Below are 13,459 nucleotides of genomic sequence, written 5' to 3'. Positions count from 1 at the left end.
TGACGTCAAAATAATTACGTTTTGATATCGTATCTTAAAGGGTATCGGCAGATTTGAGAATTACCGCAGGTTTATTTCTGTAACCAGCGCGGCGGCCGGCATACCGATGCAGGCACCTTGAGCGTAATCAATGCCCAGGGTTCTTACCTGGTCATAGATGGCCGGGCTGTGTACAAATTCGGCGACGGTCTGTATGCCAAGCTCGCTCGCGAAGCGGACGATACCGCGGGTCAGAGTGACGGCATTGGAGTCGGTATCGAGCTGACGTATCAAGCTGCCATCGATTTTGATCAGGTCGACGTTCAAGCGCAGCAAATGCTCGAAGTTCGAGTAGCCGGTGCCAAAATCGTCAATCGCAATACGGCAGCCCAGAGCTTTTACCTTGTCGATAAACAATCGTACCGATTCGTAATTTTCGATGCCTTCGGATTCGAGGATTTCGAAAATCACCCGGTCGCCCATGCCACTGTTTTGCAGGCGGCTGATGATCTCCGCGCAAAGTTGCGGGTCGAGCAGGTCTTCGCAAGACAGGTTCAGGGAGAATTCATAGTGGTTGTCAGCAAAGCGGGCAAAACATTGCTCCACCATGCAACGGGTAATGTAGCGATACAGACGAATTTTTTTTGCCACCGGCAGGAACTGCGCGGGGCTGATCGGCTGGCCTGCTTCATCGATCAGGCGTGCCAGGCACTCGAATTTGAGTATGCGGCCGGTGTTTACATCGATGATGGGTTGAAAGAACGGCACGATGCGCTTCTCATCCAGCGCCGTGCGCAGCTTGTTGGCCCAGATCAGGTTGTACTCGTAGTTTTCCCTCGCGCGGTGTACGGGGTCATAAATCAGGTAGCTGTTCTGCGTCAGCCGAGCCTGTTTCAAGGCAATGTTGGCACTGGGCAGCAACAGCTCTGCAGGAAGTTGGCTGCCATCGGGTAAACGAGTGCTAGCCAGACCCATGCTGACGTGCAGCGATATATTCTGGCCTTCCCAGTCAATTCGCAGCTCACCGACAAAGGCCATGATCTTGTCCAGTTTGGCCTGCAGATGGGCGTCGCTATGCTCGCCCGGAATCCAGATCGCCAATTCGTCGGCAGGCATTCGATACAACCGCCGACTGGCGCCATTGGGTTGCAACTTTAGATAACGTTGCAAGGCCTGAGCGAGCAACTTGATCACGTGATCGCCGCATTGGTGGCCGTAAAAGTCGTTTAGCTCCTTGAAGTCATCAATATTCAGCAGAACCAGGCTGGCGGCCCGGGTAGCGCTCAGGTCGACCAGCAGGCGTTCGCGATTAGGCAAGCCCGTCAACGGGTCGGTATACAAGGTGCGCAACTGCCGCAGAGTACTGCCCACCATGTACAGAATCAGCGCCGAGAGGAGTAACAACACGCTGCCGATCAGCGCGACGATGCGCAGGTTGCTGTCGCGCATGGGGGTCAGCACCGCATCGATTTCTTTTTGCGGCACGCCGATGCCGAACACCATGCCAGCCTGGGTGTAGGCGAAGAACAGGGCGTAGTCCTCTTCATCGACTGTCAACTTCATCTGCTGCATCGCGCTGGCGGATTGTTGCCTGCTTGAGTCCGGGCCTTGTTCTGGCAGCAGCGTTTGCAACTTGCCGCTGGTAATCGATTCAATCAAGCGCTGGGCCAATTGCACGTTCTCTGCCAGTGCCAGGCTCGACAAGTTGCGGTTTTCTTTATCAAGGAGAAAAGAGAAGGTGCCGGGGGTGACATTGACGCGGCTGACCAAGCCAACGACTTCGTCAGTACCCCAGTCAGTCACGGCGATTCCCAATGGTTGACCATCGTCGGCATGCATCAGCGTGCTCAGACTGATGACGGCGTTGTCGGTGTCGTTCTTGTAATAGGCCGAAGTCCAGTGGTAACTGCGAACCAGCGAGCCGTCCTCAGACAGGTCTCTGACAATGGTTTTATACCAGTCGCGGGTATGAAAATCCGTGCCGGCCGACTCTGTGCGTATTTCGCTGGCATCCCGGTAGGCGCGCATGCCAAAGGCAGTCTGACCGATAGCTCCTGGCGCATAAAGAATGGCACTGCCGTAAGCGTCTGGGAAATCAGCGAGTGTCTGTTTCAGGCTTAACCGCAGCTGAACTGCGGAAAATCTGCCGGGGCTGGGATACAGGCGATGATACAGCTCGCCGAGGCGGGCAAGGTCCTCGGTGTTCTGTTCCATCTGATGATGGTGGGCGTTGATGCGGCCGAGGTTGGCGTAAAAGGTGTCGGTGATCTGGCGCTGGCGCAACTCCGACATGGCGCCTTGCGCAAAACCCAGATTGAGGCTGGACATCAGCCACATGCCGAGAATGAACAGGGCCACGAGAAGGCTCAGGGTCAACATGATTGAGCGTTGAATGCTCAGCATGCCTGACGCTTTGACCCTGAAAAGATACGTCCATGGCATGTGCAGCTTCCCGGTTCTGTCAAAGTGTCCGCAATACATTCAGGCTGGTTCCGCGCAAGCGCGACGGACCGCTCTGGAGCATAGCACCGAGAGTTCGCGGGAGCGTGATCTGATAAATAAATTGTTAGCTGGAACGGAATTTGCGTAGGAGGTAGGCAATCGCGATGTAGCGTCAAAAAATTGATCTGGGAAGCCTCACCGCATGGCAGTCGACCGCGCAGAAATGATGAGTAACGTTCGCAGCAATCTGTCTGGATTGCGGCATGGCGCCCTGGGTGTGCCCATTCTGCTGTTGGTGATGCTCGGCATGATGATGCTGCCGGTCCCGCCTTTTCTGCTGGATGTACTCTTTACCTTCAACATCGCGTTGTCGCTGGTGGTGCTGCTGGTCTGCGCCTACGCCCTGCGGCCGCTGGATTTTGCCGTCTTTCCAACCATTCTGCTGATCGCGACCTTGCTGCGTCTGGCGCTGAACGTGGCGTCCACCCGGGTCGTGCTTCTGTACGGCCATGAGGGTGGCGACGCGGCAGGCAAGGTGATTCAGGCCTTCGGTGAAGTGGTGATTGGCGGCAACTATGTCGTCGGTCTGGTGGTGTTTGCCATTCTGATGATCATCAACTTCGTCGTGGTAACCAAGGGTGCCGGGCGTATTTCCGAGGTCAGCGCACGATTCACCCTGGACGCGATGCCCGGCAAGCAGATGGCCATCGATGCAGACTTGAACGCCGGTCTGATCGATCAGGAACAGGCCAAGTTGCGCCGTACGGAAGTTGCCCAGGAAGCCGACTTCTATGGCTCCATGGACGGCGCGAGCAAATTTGTACGCGGCGACGCCGTCGCCGGCTTGCTGATTCTGTTTATCAACATCATTGGCGGCCTTGCTATCGGTATGGCCCAGCACGGCCTCAGCTTTGGCGATGCCGGCCGCATCTATGTGCTGCTGACCATCGGTGACGGCCTAGTCGCCCAGATCCCTTCGCTGCTGCTGTCTACCGCCGCGGCGATCATGGTGACCCGGGTATCCACCTCGGAAGACATGGGCTCGCAGGTCAACCGGCAGATGTTTGCCTCGCCCAAGGCGCTGGCCATTGCGGCAGCGATCATGATCGTTATGGGTCTGATTCCCGGCATGCCGCATTTCTCTTTCCTGAGTCTCGGCGCGTTGGCCGCGGGCGCAGCCTACTTTATTGCCAATCGCCAGCGGCTCAAGCAGAACGCCGAGCAGGAAGTACAGCGCCGGGCAACGGATGTCCCGGCCGCGCCGCGTCCTGAAACCCGCGAGCTGGGCTGGGACGACGTTACCCCGGTAGATATGGTCGGCCTGGAAGTCGGTTACCGGCTGATTCCGTTGGTGGATCGCAATCAGGGCGGGCAGTTGCTGGCAAGAATCAAGGGCGTGCGCAAGAAGCTCTCGCAGGACATGGGGTTTCTGATGCCCTCGGTACATATCCGCGACAACCTCGACCTGGCGCCGAACGCCTACCGTGTGACCTTGATGGGTGTCGGCGTCGCCGAAGCAGAGGTGTACCCCGATCGTGAGCTGGCGATCAATCCAGGTCAGGTTTTTGGCGAGATCAAGGGCCTCGCCGGCAAGGATCCGGCGTTTGGTCTGGACGCCATATGGATTGAGCCGATGCAGAAAGACCAGGCGCAGTCGCTCGGCTACACCGTGGTTGACGCCAGTACGGTGGTGGCCACGCACCTGAATCAGATTCTGAACAAGCATGCGCATGAGCTGATCGGCCATGAAGAGGTTCAGCAGCTGTTGCAGGTGCTGGCTAAAGCCTCGCCGAAGCTGGCAGAAGAGCTGGTGCCCGGTACCATTTCGCTGTCCGGGCTGCTCAAGGTATTGCAGGGTCTGCTGCAGGAGCAGGTGCCGGTACGGGATATCCGGACCATTGCCGAGGCCATCGCCAACCAGCCAGGCAAGAGTCAAGATCCTGGCGCGTTGATCTCCGCCGTGCGCGTCTCGCTGTCGCGCTCCATCGTGCAAAGCATTGTAGGGCTTGACTCCGAGCTACCTGTGATCACATTGGAGCCAAGGTTGGAACAGATGTTGCTACAGAGTCTACAGAAGGCCGGGCAGGGTGGTGATGACGGCATCATGCTCGAGCCGGGCATGGCGGAAAAGCTTCAGCGCTCACTGGCCGATGCGGTGCAACGTCAGGAAGTGCAGGGCAAGCCAGCGATACTGCTGGTCGCGGGTCCGGTTCGCGGGATGATGGCCAAGTTTGTCCGCTATGCGGCGCCAGGTGCCCACGTGTTGTCCTACCAGGAAATACCGGACAGCAAGCAGGTCACCATTGTCGCGACAGTTGGCCAAAGCTGAAAGGCTCAGAGTGAAAGGGCCCAAAGCTGAAAGCCTCAGAATTGGACACGCAGCGCTAAAGCCGCCGAGTCAGTTAAACGAATGTAGAGGGTGAGTCAGCCATGAAAGTAAAACGTTTCTTTGCCGCAGACATGCGCCAGGCGATGAAGCTGGTACGCGACGAGCTCGGTGCCGATGCCTCCATCATCGCCAATCGCCGCGTCGTTGGTGGTGTGGAACTGACTGCCGCAGTGGATTACGAAGCGCCACGGCTGACTCCCCCCACGCCCGGCTTGAGCCAGGAATTGAAAAAAACCCAAGAGCGTATCGTCACCGCTCGGGCTCAGCTTGAAGCGGGGGAGCGCGCCAGCTCAGGCCCCAGCGTCAACCGCCAGTTGTTTGGCGAAACCTTGCGTCAGGCGGCGCAGGGCGGATCGCCGGAAGCGCAGGATTTTCTTGATCGCCTCAATAACGAGATGGCGCAACCGGCCGCGGCCAGGATCAAACCGGAACCAGCGCCGCGGGTTGCTGAACCGGAAGCTGAGTCCGGTTCGGGCTTGAGCGCGATGCGCGCGGAAATCGCCGGGCTGCGCGAGATGCTCGAAGCGCAGCTGGGCAATATGGCCTGGGGTCAGATCAATCAACAGCAGCCGCGTCAAGCCAGCCTATGGCGCCGCCTGACCCAACTGGGTCTGCCCGCCGAGCTGAGCCAGAAGCTGTTGCGTCTGGTCGCCGATGAGCCCAACACCCGCCAGGCCTGGCGTATGTTGCTGGCTCACCTGTCGCACAGCATTCCGGTTATCCGTGATGAATTGATTGAAGAGGGCGGTGTGATTGCGCTGGTCGGTCCGACCGGCTCTGGCAAAACCACCACGCTGGGCAAACTGGCTGCGCGGTATGTGCTCAAGCACGGCAGCCAGCACGTGGCCCTGGTGACCATGGATACCTACCGCATCGGCGCCCATGAGCAGTTGCGCACCCTGGGCCGTATTCTGAACGTGCCAGTGCGGGTAGTAGACGAGCAGAATGGTTTGGCCGACGTGCTCAAGGAATTTTCCGGCAAACGCCTGGTGTTGCTGGATACCGCAGGCCTGCAAGCGCAGGATCCGCATCTTCAGGGTCAACTGAGCCAATTGGCCGCCTTGGGTACCAATGTCAGCAAGTTGCTGGTGTTGGCTGCCACCAGTCAATATCAGGTGCTCAAGGCCGCGTATCACACCTATAAGGTGTGTGGCCTGGATGGTTGTGTGATCACCAAGGTGGACGAGTCGGCTACTCTTGGTGAAGTATTGGGTCTGGCTATGCAGCAGGGTTTACCGGTAGCCTATCTGGCAGATGGCCAGCGCATTCCGGATGATATAAGCCGTGCAGTTGGCCACCAACTGGTTAGCCGGGCGGTAAGCCTGGCCGGCAACGAAAGCCCGCCCGATCAGGCGATGGCTGATGTGTTTGCCGGTATACTGCACAATCAGCGTGCTGGTTAACAGACGTTCAACAGTTTTATTGATAACAAGGTAAGCCACGCAGATGGGCAGCAAACATCCGGTTCAGGTTATCGCGGTCACCGGCGGCAAAGGTGGTATCGGCAAAACCAACGTGTCGGTCAACCTGGGCATCGCCCTGGCCGACATGGGGCGCCGTGTGGTGCTGCTTGATGCCGACCTTGGCTTGGCCAACGTCGATGTATTGCTGGGTCTCAAGCCTAAAGCCACCTTGGCTGACGTGCTGGAGGGCACCTGCGAATTGCGTGATGTGCTTCTGAATGGCCCGGGCGGCATGCGCATAGTGCCAGCGGCATCCGGCGCCGCGACCATGGTCAACCTCAACCCCCAGCAGCACGCCGGGCTGATTCAGGCCTTCAGCGATATTGGCGACAACATCGACGTGCTGATCGTTGATACCGCCGCCGGCATTGGCGACTCGGTCGTCAGCTTCGTGCGCGCCGCCCAGGAAGTGCTGGTGGTAGTGTGCGATGAACCCACTTCGATTACTGACGCCTACGCGCTGATCAAGCTACTCAACCGCGATCACGGCATGACCCGCTTCCGCGTATTGGCCAATATGGTACATACGCCACAGGAAGGCCGGGCCGTTTTTGCTAAGCTGACCAAAGTGACGGACCGCTTTCTTGATGTTGCTCTGCAGTATGTGGGAGCAGTGCCCTATGATGAGAACGTGCGCAAAGCCGTGCAGAAGCAGCGTGCAATCTATGAAGTATTTCCGCGCAGCAAAGCCTCCATCGCCATTCGAGGCATCGCGCAAAAAGTAGATGCTTGGCCCCTGCCGGCCAACCCACGTGGGCATCTTGAATTTTTCGTCGAGCGCCTGGTGCAGCAGACGGGCTCAGGCCTATGACACAAACGGCTGGTGGATTGAGCATGTATACACGCGCACAGTGTTCCGCTAACAATCAGGATCAGTTGGTTTCCCAATATGCCCCCTTGGTGAAACGCATCGCTTATCACATGCTCGCCCGTCTGCCTTCCAGCGTTCAGGTCGATGATCTTATACAGGCGGGCATGATTGGCTTGCTCGAGGCCTCGCGCAAATTTGAGAGCGGCAAGGGCGCCAGTTTTGAAACCTACGCGGGTATCCGTATTCGTGGCGCCATGCTGGATGAGGTGCGCAAGGGTGACTGGGCGCCACGTTCTGTGCATCGTAATACCCGTATGGTCAGCGATGCGGTGCGTGCAGTAGAGTCGCGCCTGGGTCGTGATGCCAAGGATCATGAGATCGCCGCAGAGCTGGAGATGAGCCTGGAAGAGTATTACGCCATTCTCAATGATACCTCCGGTAGCAAACTGTTCAGTTTCGATGAGCTGCTCGAAAGCGGTACGCGGGCCGATGCGCACAGCGATGAAGAGCCTTTGGGCGGTTTGCAGGATCAACGCTTTCGCGCTGCGCTGGTTGAAGCGATCGAAGGCTTGCCGGAGCGCGAACGGCTGTTATTGTCGCTGTATTACGATGAAGAGCTGAACCTGAAAGAGATCGGTGCGGTGCTCGGCGTCAGCGAGTCGCGCGTCAGCCAACTGCATAGTCAGTGTGCCGCGCGACTGCGCGCCAGGCTCAGTGGATGGCGAAACGATTGATTTTGTTCCCGGTATCCGGACAATGCCCGGCTGGACTGGAAGAATAAGTATTGAATGTCAGTGTAAGCAACACCGGATGGCCACTCCGGTTACACTGGCAGCTATTGAGTTTACAAGGCTTGTTTGGCCAGTAGCTTAACGGAGTGTGACAGTGCACTCTTCCTGGTTTGTACGGAGGTCGACTTGGACAAGAATATGAAAATTCTCATCGTTGATGATTTTTCAACGATGAGGCGCATTATCAAGAATCTGTTGCGCGACCTGGGTTTCACCAATACGGCAGAAGCCGACGATGGAACCTCGGCCTTGCCGATGTTGCAGAGCGGCAGCTTTGACTTCCTGGTGACCGACTGGAACATGCCGGGCATGAGTGGCATTGATCTGCTGCGCGCGGTGCGTGCCGATGACCGGCTGAAAAATCTGCCGGTGCTGATGGTGACGGCTGAAGCCAAGCGCGACCAGATCATTGAAGCGGCGCAGGCCGGCGTCAATGGTTATGTGGTCAAGCCTTTCACTGCTCAAGCGTTGAAAGAAAAGATCGAGAAGATCTTCGAGCGGGTTCAGGCAAAATAATAATTATCCGGGGTACAGGTTATGGCGTTAAGTAAGGATCCCGGCCAGGCAACCGCTCAGGAATTCGAACATTCCCTCAAAGATAATGCGCGGCAGCTGGTCGATTACCTGGAAAAGGGCCAGTACGGCGAAGCCATACTGGTCATACATGCAATCAATCAGGCTCGCGATCGCGGTCTGTATTACGAAGTGGGTCAACTGACCCGGGCGTTGCACAGTTCAATCGTCAACTTCCAGATCGATACCTCCCACGCATTGGCTGACGGTGTTGAAGTCTCCAAGATTTCGGATGCCTCGGACCGCCTTGATTATGTGGTCAAACTGACCGATAAAGCCGCCAATCGCACCATGGATCTGGTCGAAACCAGCGCGCCTATCGTTTCCAGCCTAGGCGCAGAAGCCAGTGCCCTGCGCGCCGACTGGCAGCGTCTGCAACGGCGTGAGATGGAAGCCGGCGAGTTTCGCGAACTGTATAGGCGTATGGGCGAGTTCCTCGCCAAGACCGAAGAATCCAGTGCCCAGGTCAGCGCTAATCTCAACGATATTCTTATTGCCCAGGACTATCAGGATCTCACCGGTCAGGTGATCAAGCGTGTGACCACGCTGGTCCATGACGTGGAAGAAAGCCTGGTCAATCTGGTGCGTATGGCCGGTCAGGTAGATCGGATTGCCGGCATCAACCATGGCCAATCCGAGCAAGAAGCAAAAAAAGTCTCCACCAGGGGTGAAGGTCCGCAGATTCATGCCGATAAAAGAGAAGACGTTGTATCCGGACAGGATGAAGTCGATGATCTTCTCTCCAGTCTGGGCTTCTAACTACAAGCACGCCCGGGAGTGGATGCATGAGTTTTGACGCGGATGAGGAAATTCTTCAGGATTTTCTGGTGGAAGCCGGAGAAATCCTCGAGCTGTTATCTGAACAGCTGGTCGATCTGGAGAACCGTCCTGATGACACCAATCTGCTCAATGCGATTTTCCGCGGCTTTCACACCGTCAAGGGCGGCGCTGGATTTCTGCAGCTTGATGCGCTGGTAGGCTGCTGCCATATCGCCGAGAACGTCTTCGACATTCTGCGCAAGGGTGAGCGCCAGGTTGATTCGGAGCTGATGGATGTGGTGCTCCAGGCGCTCGACAGCGTCAATGAGATGTTCACGCAGGTTCGCGAAGGTGAACAACCGCAACCGGCCGATCCGGCGCTGCTCGAGGCCCTTGCTGCGCTCGCGGTGCCCGCCAGCGCAGATGTGATCTCGGCAACCGCTGACGCTAACAGCGCAGCCGCTCCCGAAGCTCAGGGTGATGTCACCGATGACGAGTTCGAGCAGTTGCTCGATGCCTTGAAAGGCCCCGCCGCCACTGCCGTCGAAGAAGTTGTGCCGGTTATGGCGGCAGCGCCTAGCCATGGCAGCGGTGATGAAATAACCGACGATGAATTTGAAGCCTTGCTGGACCAGTTGCACGGCACCGGCCAGCAGGCGGCAGTGACTCCTGCACCCAAGGCTGAGGCCCCGGCTGCCATCTCTGCCGGCCATGGTGATGAAATCGATGACGACGAGTTCGAGAGGTTGCTCGACGAGTTGCATGGCAAGGGCGCCGCGCCGGGCAAAGTGAGCGAAGCCGTCTCTTCATCCACTTCTTCACCTCCTTCTTCAGCCGATGCTCCAGCGGCGGCTAGTCCGCCCGCACCGCCTCAGGCAGATGCGCCAGAGCATATCACCGACGATGAGTTCGAAGCTTTGCTTGACCAGTTGCATGGTAACGGTCAGGCGCCGGGCAAGTTGGACGACGCGGTAGCAGCGCCGGCGGCCAAAACATCCGCGGCGGTACCGGCTGCGGCAGTCGCCAAGCCGGCAGCCAAGGCGCCCGCATCTTCGCCCCAGCCGGCGAAAGCGCCTGCGCCGGCTGCGGACTTAGCCAAAGACAAACAGGCCGGAGGCGAGAATCCCGCCGTCGAAACGACCGTGCGGGTAGATACCGCGCGCCTCGACGACATCATGAATATGGTCGGCGAGCTGGTGCTGGTGCGCAACCGGCTGGTGCGGTTGGGCCTGAGCAGCGGTGATGAAGAGCTGAACAAGGCCGTGGGCAATCTGGATGTGGTCACCGCCGACCTGCAGTCTTCAGTGATGAAGACGCGCATGCAGCCAATCAAGAAAGTCTTCGGCCGCTTTCCCCGGGTTGTACGCGATCTGGCGCGCAGCCTGAAAAAGGAGATCAATCTTGAACTGGTCGGTGAAGAAACCGATCTGGACAAGAACCTGGTCGAGGCGTTGGCCGATCCGCTGGTGCACTTGGTGCGTAACTCGGTTGACCACGGGATTGAACTGCCCCACGAGCGTGAAGCCGCCGGCAAGCCGCGCACCGGCAAGGTGATCCTTGCTGCGGAGCAGGAGGGCGATCATATTCTGCTGACCATCACCGATGACGGTCGCGGTATGGATGCCGACGTGCTGCGCGCTAAAGCCGTTGAAAAGGGCATGATGGAAAAGGAGGCGGCCGACAGACTTTCAGAGAGCGAATGCTTCGACCTGATTCTGGAGCCGGGCTTCTCCACCAAAACCGAAATTTCCGATGTATCTGGCCGCGGCGTTGGGATGGACGTGGTCAAGACCAAGATTTCCCAGCTCAACGGCACGATCAATATTCAGTCGACCAAGGGCCAGGGCAGTCGTATTGTCATCAAGGTGCCGCTGACCTTGGCGATCATGCCGACGCTGATGGTCATGCTCGCCAATCAGGCCTTTGCCTTGCCGCTGGTCAGCGTCAACGAAATCTACAGCCTCGATCTCTCGCGCACTAACGTGGTGGACGGTCAGGAAGTAATCATCGTGCGCGAAAAAGCCTTGCCGCTGTTTTTCCTCAAGCGCTGGTTGATGCCCGGCGTTGCCGACACCAGTGATCATTCTGCAGCCAGTGTGGTGATCGTCTCGGTTGGCACCCAGCGTGTAGGCTTTGTGGTCGATCAACTGGTGGGTCAAGAGGAGGTGGTGATCAAGCCACTGGGCCGGATGTTGCAGGGCACAGCGGGCATGTCCGGCGCTACCATTACCGGCGACGGTCGCATTGCACTGATCCTCGATATACCCAGCCTGCTCAAGCGCTACGCCCGCAGGGGGTAATAGCGCTCACCGAGCGCTGGGCAAAGAACGGCAGGCATGGATGGATATCAGGATGGGCCGCCACAGGGCGGGTGATCCGGCAGGTTTCAGGAGAGTGTATGGCGGTCAAGGTGCTGGTGGTCGATGATTCGGGTTTCTTTCGCCGCCGGGTAACGGAAATTCTTGCGGGCGATCCGCAGATCCAGGTAGTCGGAGTGGCCTCCAATGGTCGCGAAGCCGTGGACCAGACCTTGGCCCTGCGCCCGGACGTGGTCACCATGGACTACGAAATGCCGGTCATGGACGGCATCACGGCGGTGCGTGAGATCATGCAGCGCTGCCCGACGGCGGTACTGATGTTCTCCTCGCTCACCTATGAGGGCGCGCGGGTCAGCTTGGATGCGCTGGATGCCGGCGCAGCAGATTATCTGCCGAAGAACTTCGAAGATATTTCACGTAACCCGGATAAAGTGCGGCAACTGCTTTGCGAGCGAGTGCACGCCCTGGCGCGCACTAACCGACGCTCGCTGGGACTGGCCAGTGCGCCGCCTGCGCCGAGTGCTGCGCCCGCAAGTTCGGCCGCTACCCGGCCGGCGTTGCGGCCCAGCGAGCCTGCTGCTCCCAAGCCGGCCGCCTCACGTGGCAACAGCCCGGCGCCGCGTAAAAAACATTATCAACTGGTCGCCATCGGTACATCCACGGGCGGGCCGGTCGCGTTGCAGCGCGTGCTGACGCAACTCCCGGCGAATTTTCCTGCGCCGCTGTTGCTGGTTCAGCATATGCCGGCAGCCTTCACCAAAGCCTTTGCTGAGCGCCTGGACAAACTGTGCAAGATTCGCGTCAAGGAAGCTGAGGACGGCGATACGTTGAAGCCTGGCACTGCGCTGCTGGCCCCTGGTGGCAAGCAGATGATGCTCGACGGCCGTGGCATCGTACGTATCCTGCCCGGTGACGAGCGATTGAATTTCAAACCCTGCGTGGACGTAACCTTCGGTTCCGCGGCCAAAGCTTTTCGGGACAAGGTGCTGGGCGTGATCCTCACCGGTATGGGGGCAGATGGCCGTGAAGGCGCGCGCATGTTGAAGACCGCCGGCAGCGACATCTGGGCGCAGGACGAAGCCAGCTGTGTGATCTACGGCATGCCCATGGCGATTGCCAAGGCCAATCTGGCAGACGGTATTTACAGCCTGGATGATATTGGCCGTTATCTGGCAGAGCTGAGCTGATGGATATCCTCAGCATCATCGGCATCATTCTAGCCTTTGTCGCTATCCTCGGTGGCAATTACCTTGAAGGCGGGCACGCTGCTGCGCTGATCAACGGGCCGGCGGCGCTGATTGTGTTTGGCGGTACGCTGGGTGCAGCATTTATTCAAACACCGCTGAAAGTCTTCAAACGTGCATTGGTGATCGCCCGCTGGATCATCTTTCCGCCGGCCAATCGTTTGCAGGAAGGTATCAACCAGGTGATCGGCTGGAGCACCATCGCGCGCAAGGAAGGCCTGTTGGGGCTGGAACAGATTGCCGAGATGGAAGCTGATTTTTTTGCCCGCAAGGGCTTGCAGTTGCTGGTCGACGGCAGTGAGCCGGAAGCCCTGCGCAGTATTCTGGAAGTCGACCTGCTGACGCGCGAAAACCACGACCTGATGGCCGCCAAGGTGTATGAGAGCATGGGCGGCTATTCACCGACCATCGGTATTATCGGCGCGGTCATGGGCCTGATTCATGTGATGGGCAACCTGGCTGACCCTTCGATGCTGGGTACCGGTATCGCCGTCGCCTTTGTCGCCACCATCTATGGTGTGGCGCTGGCCAACCTGTTTCTATTGCCGGTAGCGAACAAACTGAAGGCCGTCGTGTTGCAGCAGTCGCGCTATCGGGAAATGCTGCTTGAGGGGCTGTTGTCCATTGCCGAAGGGGAAAACCCGCGGTCCATCGAAATGAAGCTCGAGGGCTTCCTGGACTAACAGGGGG

The 13,459-nt window shown here is 58.2% G+C and carries 10 protein-coding genes; 9 read left to right on the top strand and 1 reads right to left on the bottom strand.

The genetic code is table 11. The annotated features are described in order from the left end of the window. Window positions 1-60: 60 nt before the first annotated feature. A complete protein-coding gene (locus EAO82_RS16085; protein ID WP_096348193.1) occupies window positions 61-2,382 on the bottom strand; it encodes an EAL domain-containing protein in 2,322 nt (773 codons plus the stop codon). Between the two features lie 241 nt (window positions 2,383-2,623). Here EAO82_RS16085 and flhA point away from each other — a divergent pair, with 241 nt between their 5' ends. The 9 genes from flhA to EAO82_RS16040 all read left to right on the top strand — a co-directional run bounded on the left by flhA (window position 2,624) and on the right by EAO82_RS16040 (window position 13,452). After that, window positions 2,624-4,750 (top strand): flagellar biosynthesis protein FlhA, encoded by a 2,127-nt coding sequence (flhA, locus tag EAO82_RS16080; RefSeq protein WP_096348192.1) that lies wholly within the window; start codon window positions 2,624-2,626, stop codon window positions 4,748-4,750. 101 nt (window positions 4,751-4,851) lie between these two features. After that, the gene (flhF, locus tag EAO82_RS16075; RefSeq protein WP_096348191.1) at window positions 4,852-6,213 is read left to right on the top strand and encodes a flagellar biosynthesis protein FlhF; all 1,362 of its coding nucleotides are present in this window, start codon (window positions 4,852-4,854) and stop codon (window positions 6,211-6,213) included. A 43-nt stretch (window positions 6,214-6,256) separates the two neighbouring features. Next, entirely contained in the window at window positions 6,257-7,084 is an 828-nt protein-coding gene (gene fleN / locus EAO82_RS16070; RefSeq protein WP_096348190.1) for a flagellar synthesis regulator FleN, read from the top strand. Then, window positions 7,081-7,818: an RNA polymerase sigma factor FliA gene (locus tag EAO82_RS16065; RefSeq protein ID WP_174958961.1), complete on the top strand. Its 738-nt coding sequence runs from the start codon at window positions 7,081-7,083 to the stop codon at window positions 7,816-7,818. The genes fleN and EAO82_RS16065 overlap by 4 nt, the downstream gene beginning before the upstream one ends. A 195-nt stretch (window positions 7,819-8,013) precedes the next feature. After that, window positions 8,014-8,391, top strand: coding sequence for a chemotaxis response regulator CheY (locus EAO82_RS16060; protein WP_174958958.1), 378 nt, complete (start codon window positions 8,014-8,016; stop codon window positions 8,389-8,391). 21 nt (window positions 8,392-8,412) lie between these two features. After that, window positions 8,413-9,207 carry a protein phosphatase CheZ gene (locus EAO82_RS16055; protein WP_096348187.1) on the top strand — a complete coding sequence of 265 codons (795 nt, stop codon included), beginning with the start codon at window positions 8,413-8,415 and terminating at the stop codon, window positions 9,205-9,207. A 26-nt stretch (window positions 9,208-9,233) separates the two neighbouring features. Beyond that, window positions 9,234-11,507, top strand: coding sequence for a chemotaxis protein CheA (locus tag EAO82_RS16050; protein ID WP_096348186.1), 2,274 nt, complete (start codon window positions 9,234-9,236; stop codon window positions 11,505-11,507). A gap of 98 nt (window positions 11,508-11,605) precedes the next feature. After that, window positions 11,606-12,712: a chemotaxis response regulator protein-glutamate methylesterase gene (locus EAO82_RS16045; RefSeq protein ID WP_096348185.1), complete on the top strand. Its 1,107-nt coding sequence runs from the start codon at window positions 11,606-11,608 to the stop codon at window positions 12,710-12,712. Beyond that, entirely contained in the window at window positions 12,712-13,452 is a 741-nt protein-coding gene (locus EAO82_RS16040) for a flagellar motor protein (RefSeq protein WP_096348184.1), read from the top strand. Before EAO82_RS16045 ends, EAO82_RS16040 begins: the two co-directional genes overlap by 1 nt. The last annotated feature ends 7 nt before the right edge of the window (window positions 13,453-13,459 follow it).

Origin of the sequence: Halopseudomonas pelagia, from assembly GCF_009497895.1 — a bacterium.
Classification (GTDB): domain Bacteria; phylum Pseudomonadota; class Gammaproteobacteria; order Pseudomonadales; family Pseudomonadaceae; genus Halopseudomonas; species Halopseudomonas pelagia_A.
This window is presented reverse-complemented; position numbering and strand designations above follow the sequence as displayed.

Excerpts from the sequence above, each read along its gene's own strand:
- fleN (WP_096348190.1), top strand. The coding sequence starts at position 6,257 with ATGGGCAGCAAACATCCGGTTCAGGTTATCGCGGTCACCGGCGGCAAA.
- EAO82_RS16040 (WP_096348184.1), top strand. The coding sequence starts at position 12,712 with ATGGATATCCTCAGCATCATCGGCATCATTCTAGCCTTTGTCGCTATC.
- EAO82_RS16060 (WP_174958958.1), top strand. The coding sequence starts at position 8,014 with ATGAAAATTCTCATCGTTGATGATTTTTCAACGATGAGGCGCATTATC.
- EAO82_RS16065 (WP_174958961.1), top strand. The coding sequence starts at position 7,081 with ATGACACAAACGGCTGGTGGATTGAGCATGTATACACGCGCACAGTGT.
- EAO82_RS16085 (WP_096348193.1), bottom strand. The coding sequence starts at position 2,382 with ATGCTGAGCATTCAACGCTCAATCATGTTGACCCTGAGCCTTCTCGTG.
- EAO82_RS16055 (WP_096348187.1), top strand. The coding sequence starts at position 8,413 with ATGGCGTTAAGTAAGGATCCCGGCCAGGCAACCGCTCAGGAATTCGAA.
- EAO82_RS16045 (WP_096348185.1), top strand. The coding sequence starts at position 11,606 with ATGGCGGTCAAGGTGCTGGTGGTCGATGATTCGGGTTTCTTTCGCCGC.
- flhA (WP_096348192.1), top strand. The coding sequence starts at position 2,624 with ATGGCAGTCGACCGCGCAGAAATGATGAGTAACGTTCGCAGCAATCTG.
- EAO82_RS16050 (WP_096348186.1), top strand. The coding sequence starts at position 9,234 with ATGAGTTTTGACGCGGATGAGGAAATTCTTCAGGATTTTCTGGTGGAA.
- flhF (WP_096348191.1), top strand. The coding sequence starts at position 4,852 with ATGAAAGTAAAACGTTTCTTTGCCGCAGACATGCGCCAGGCGATGAAG.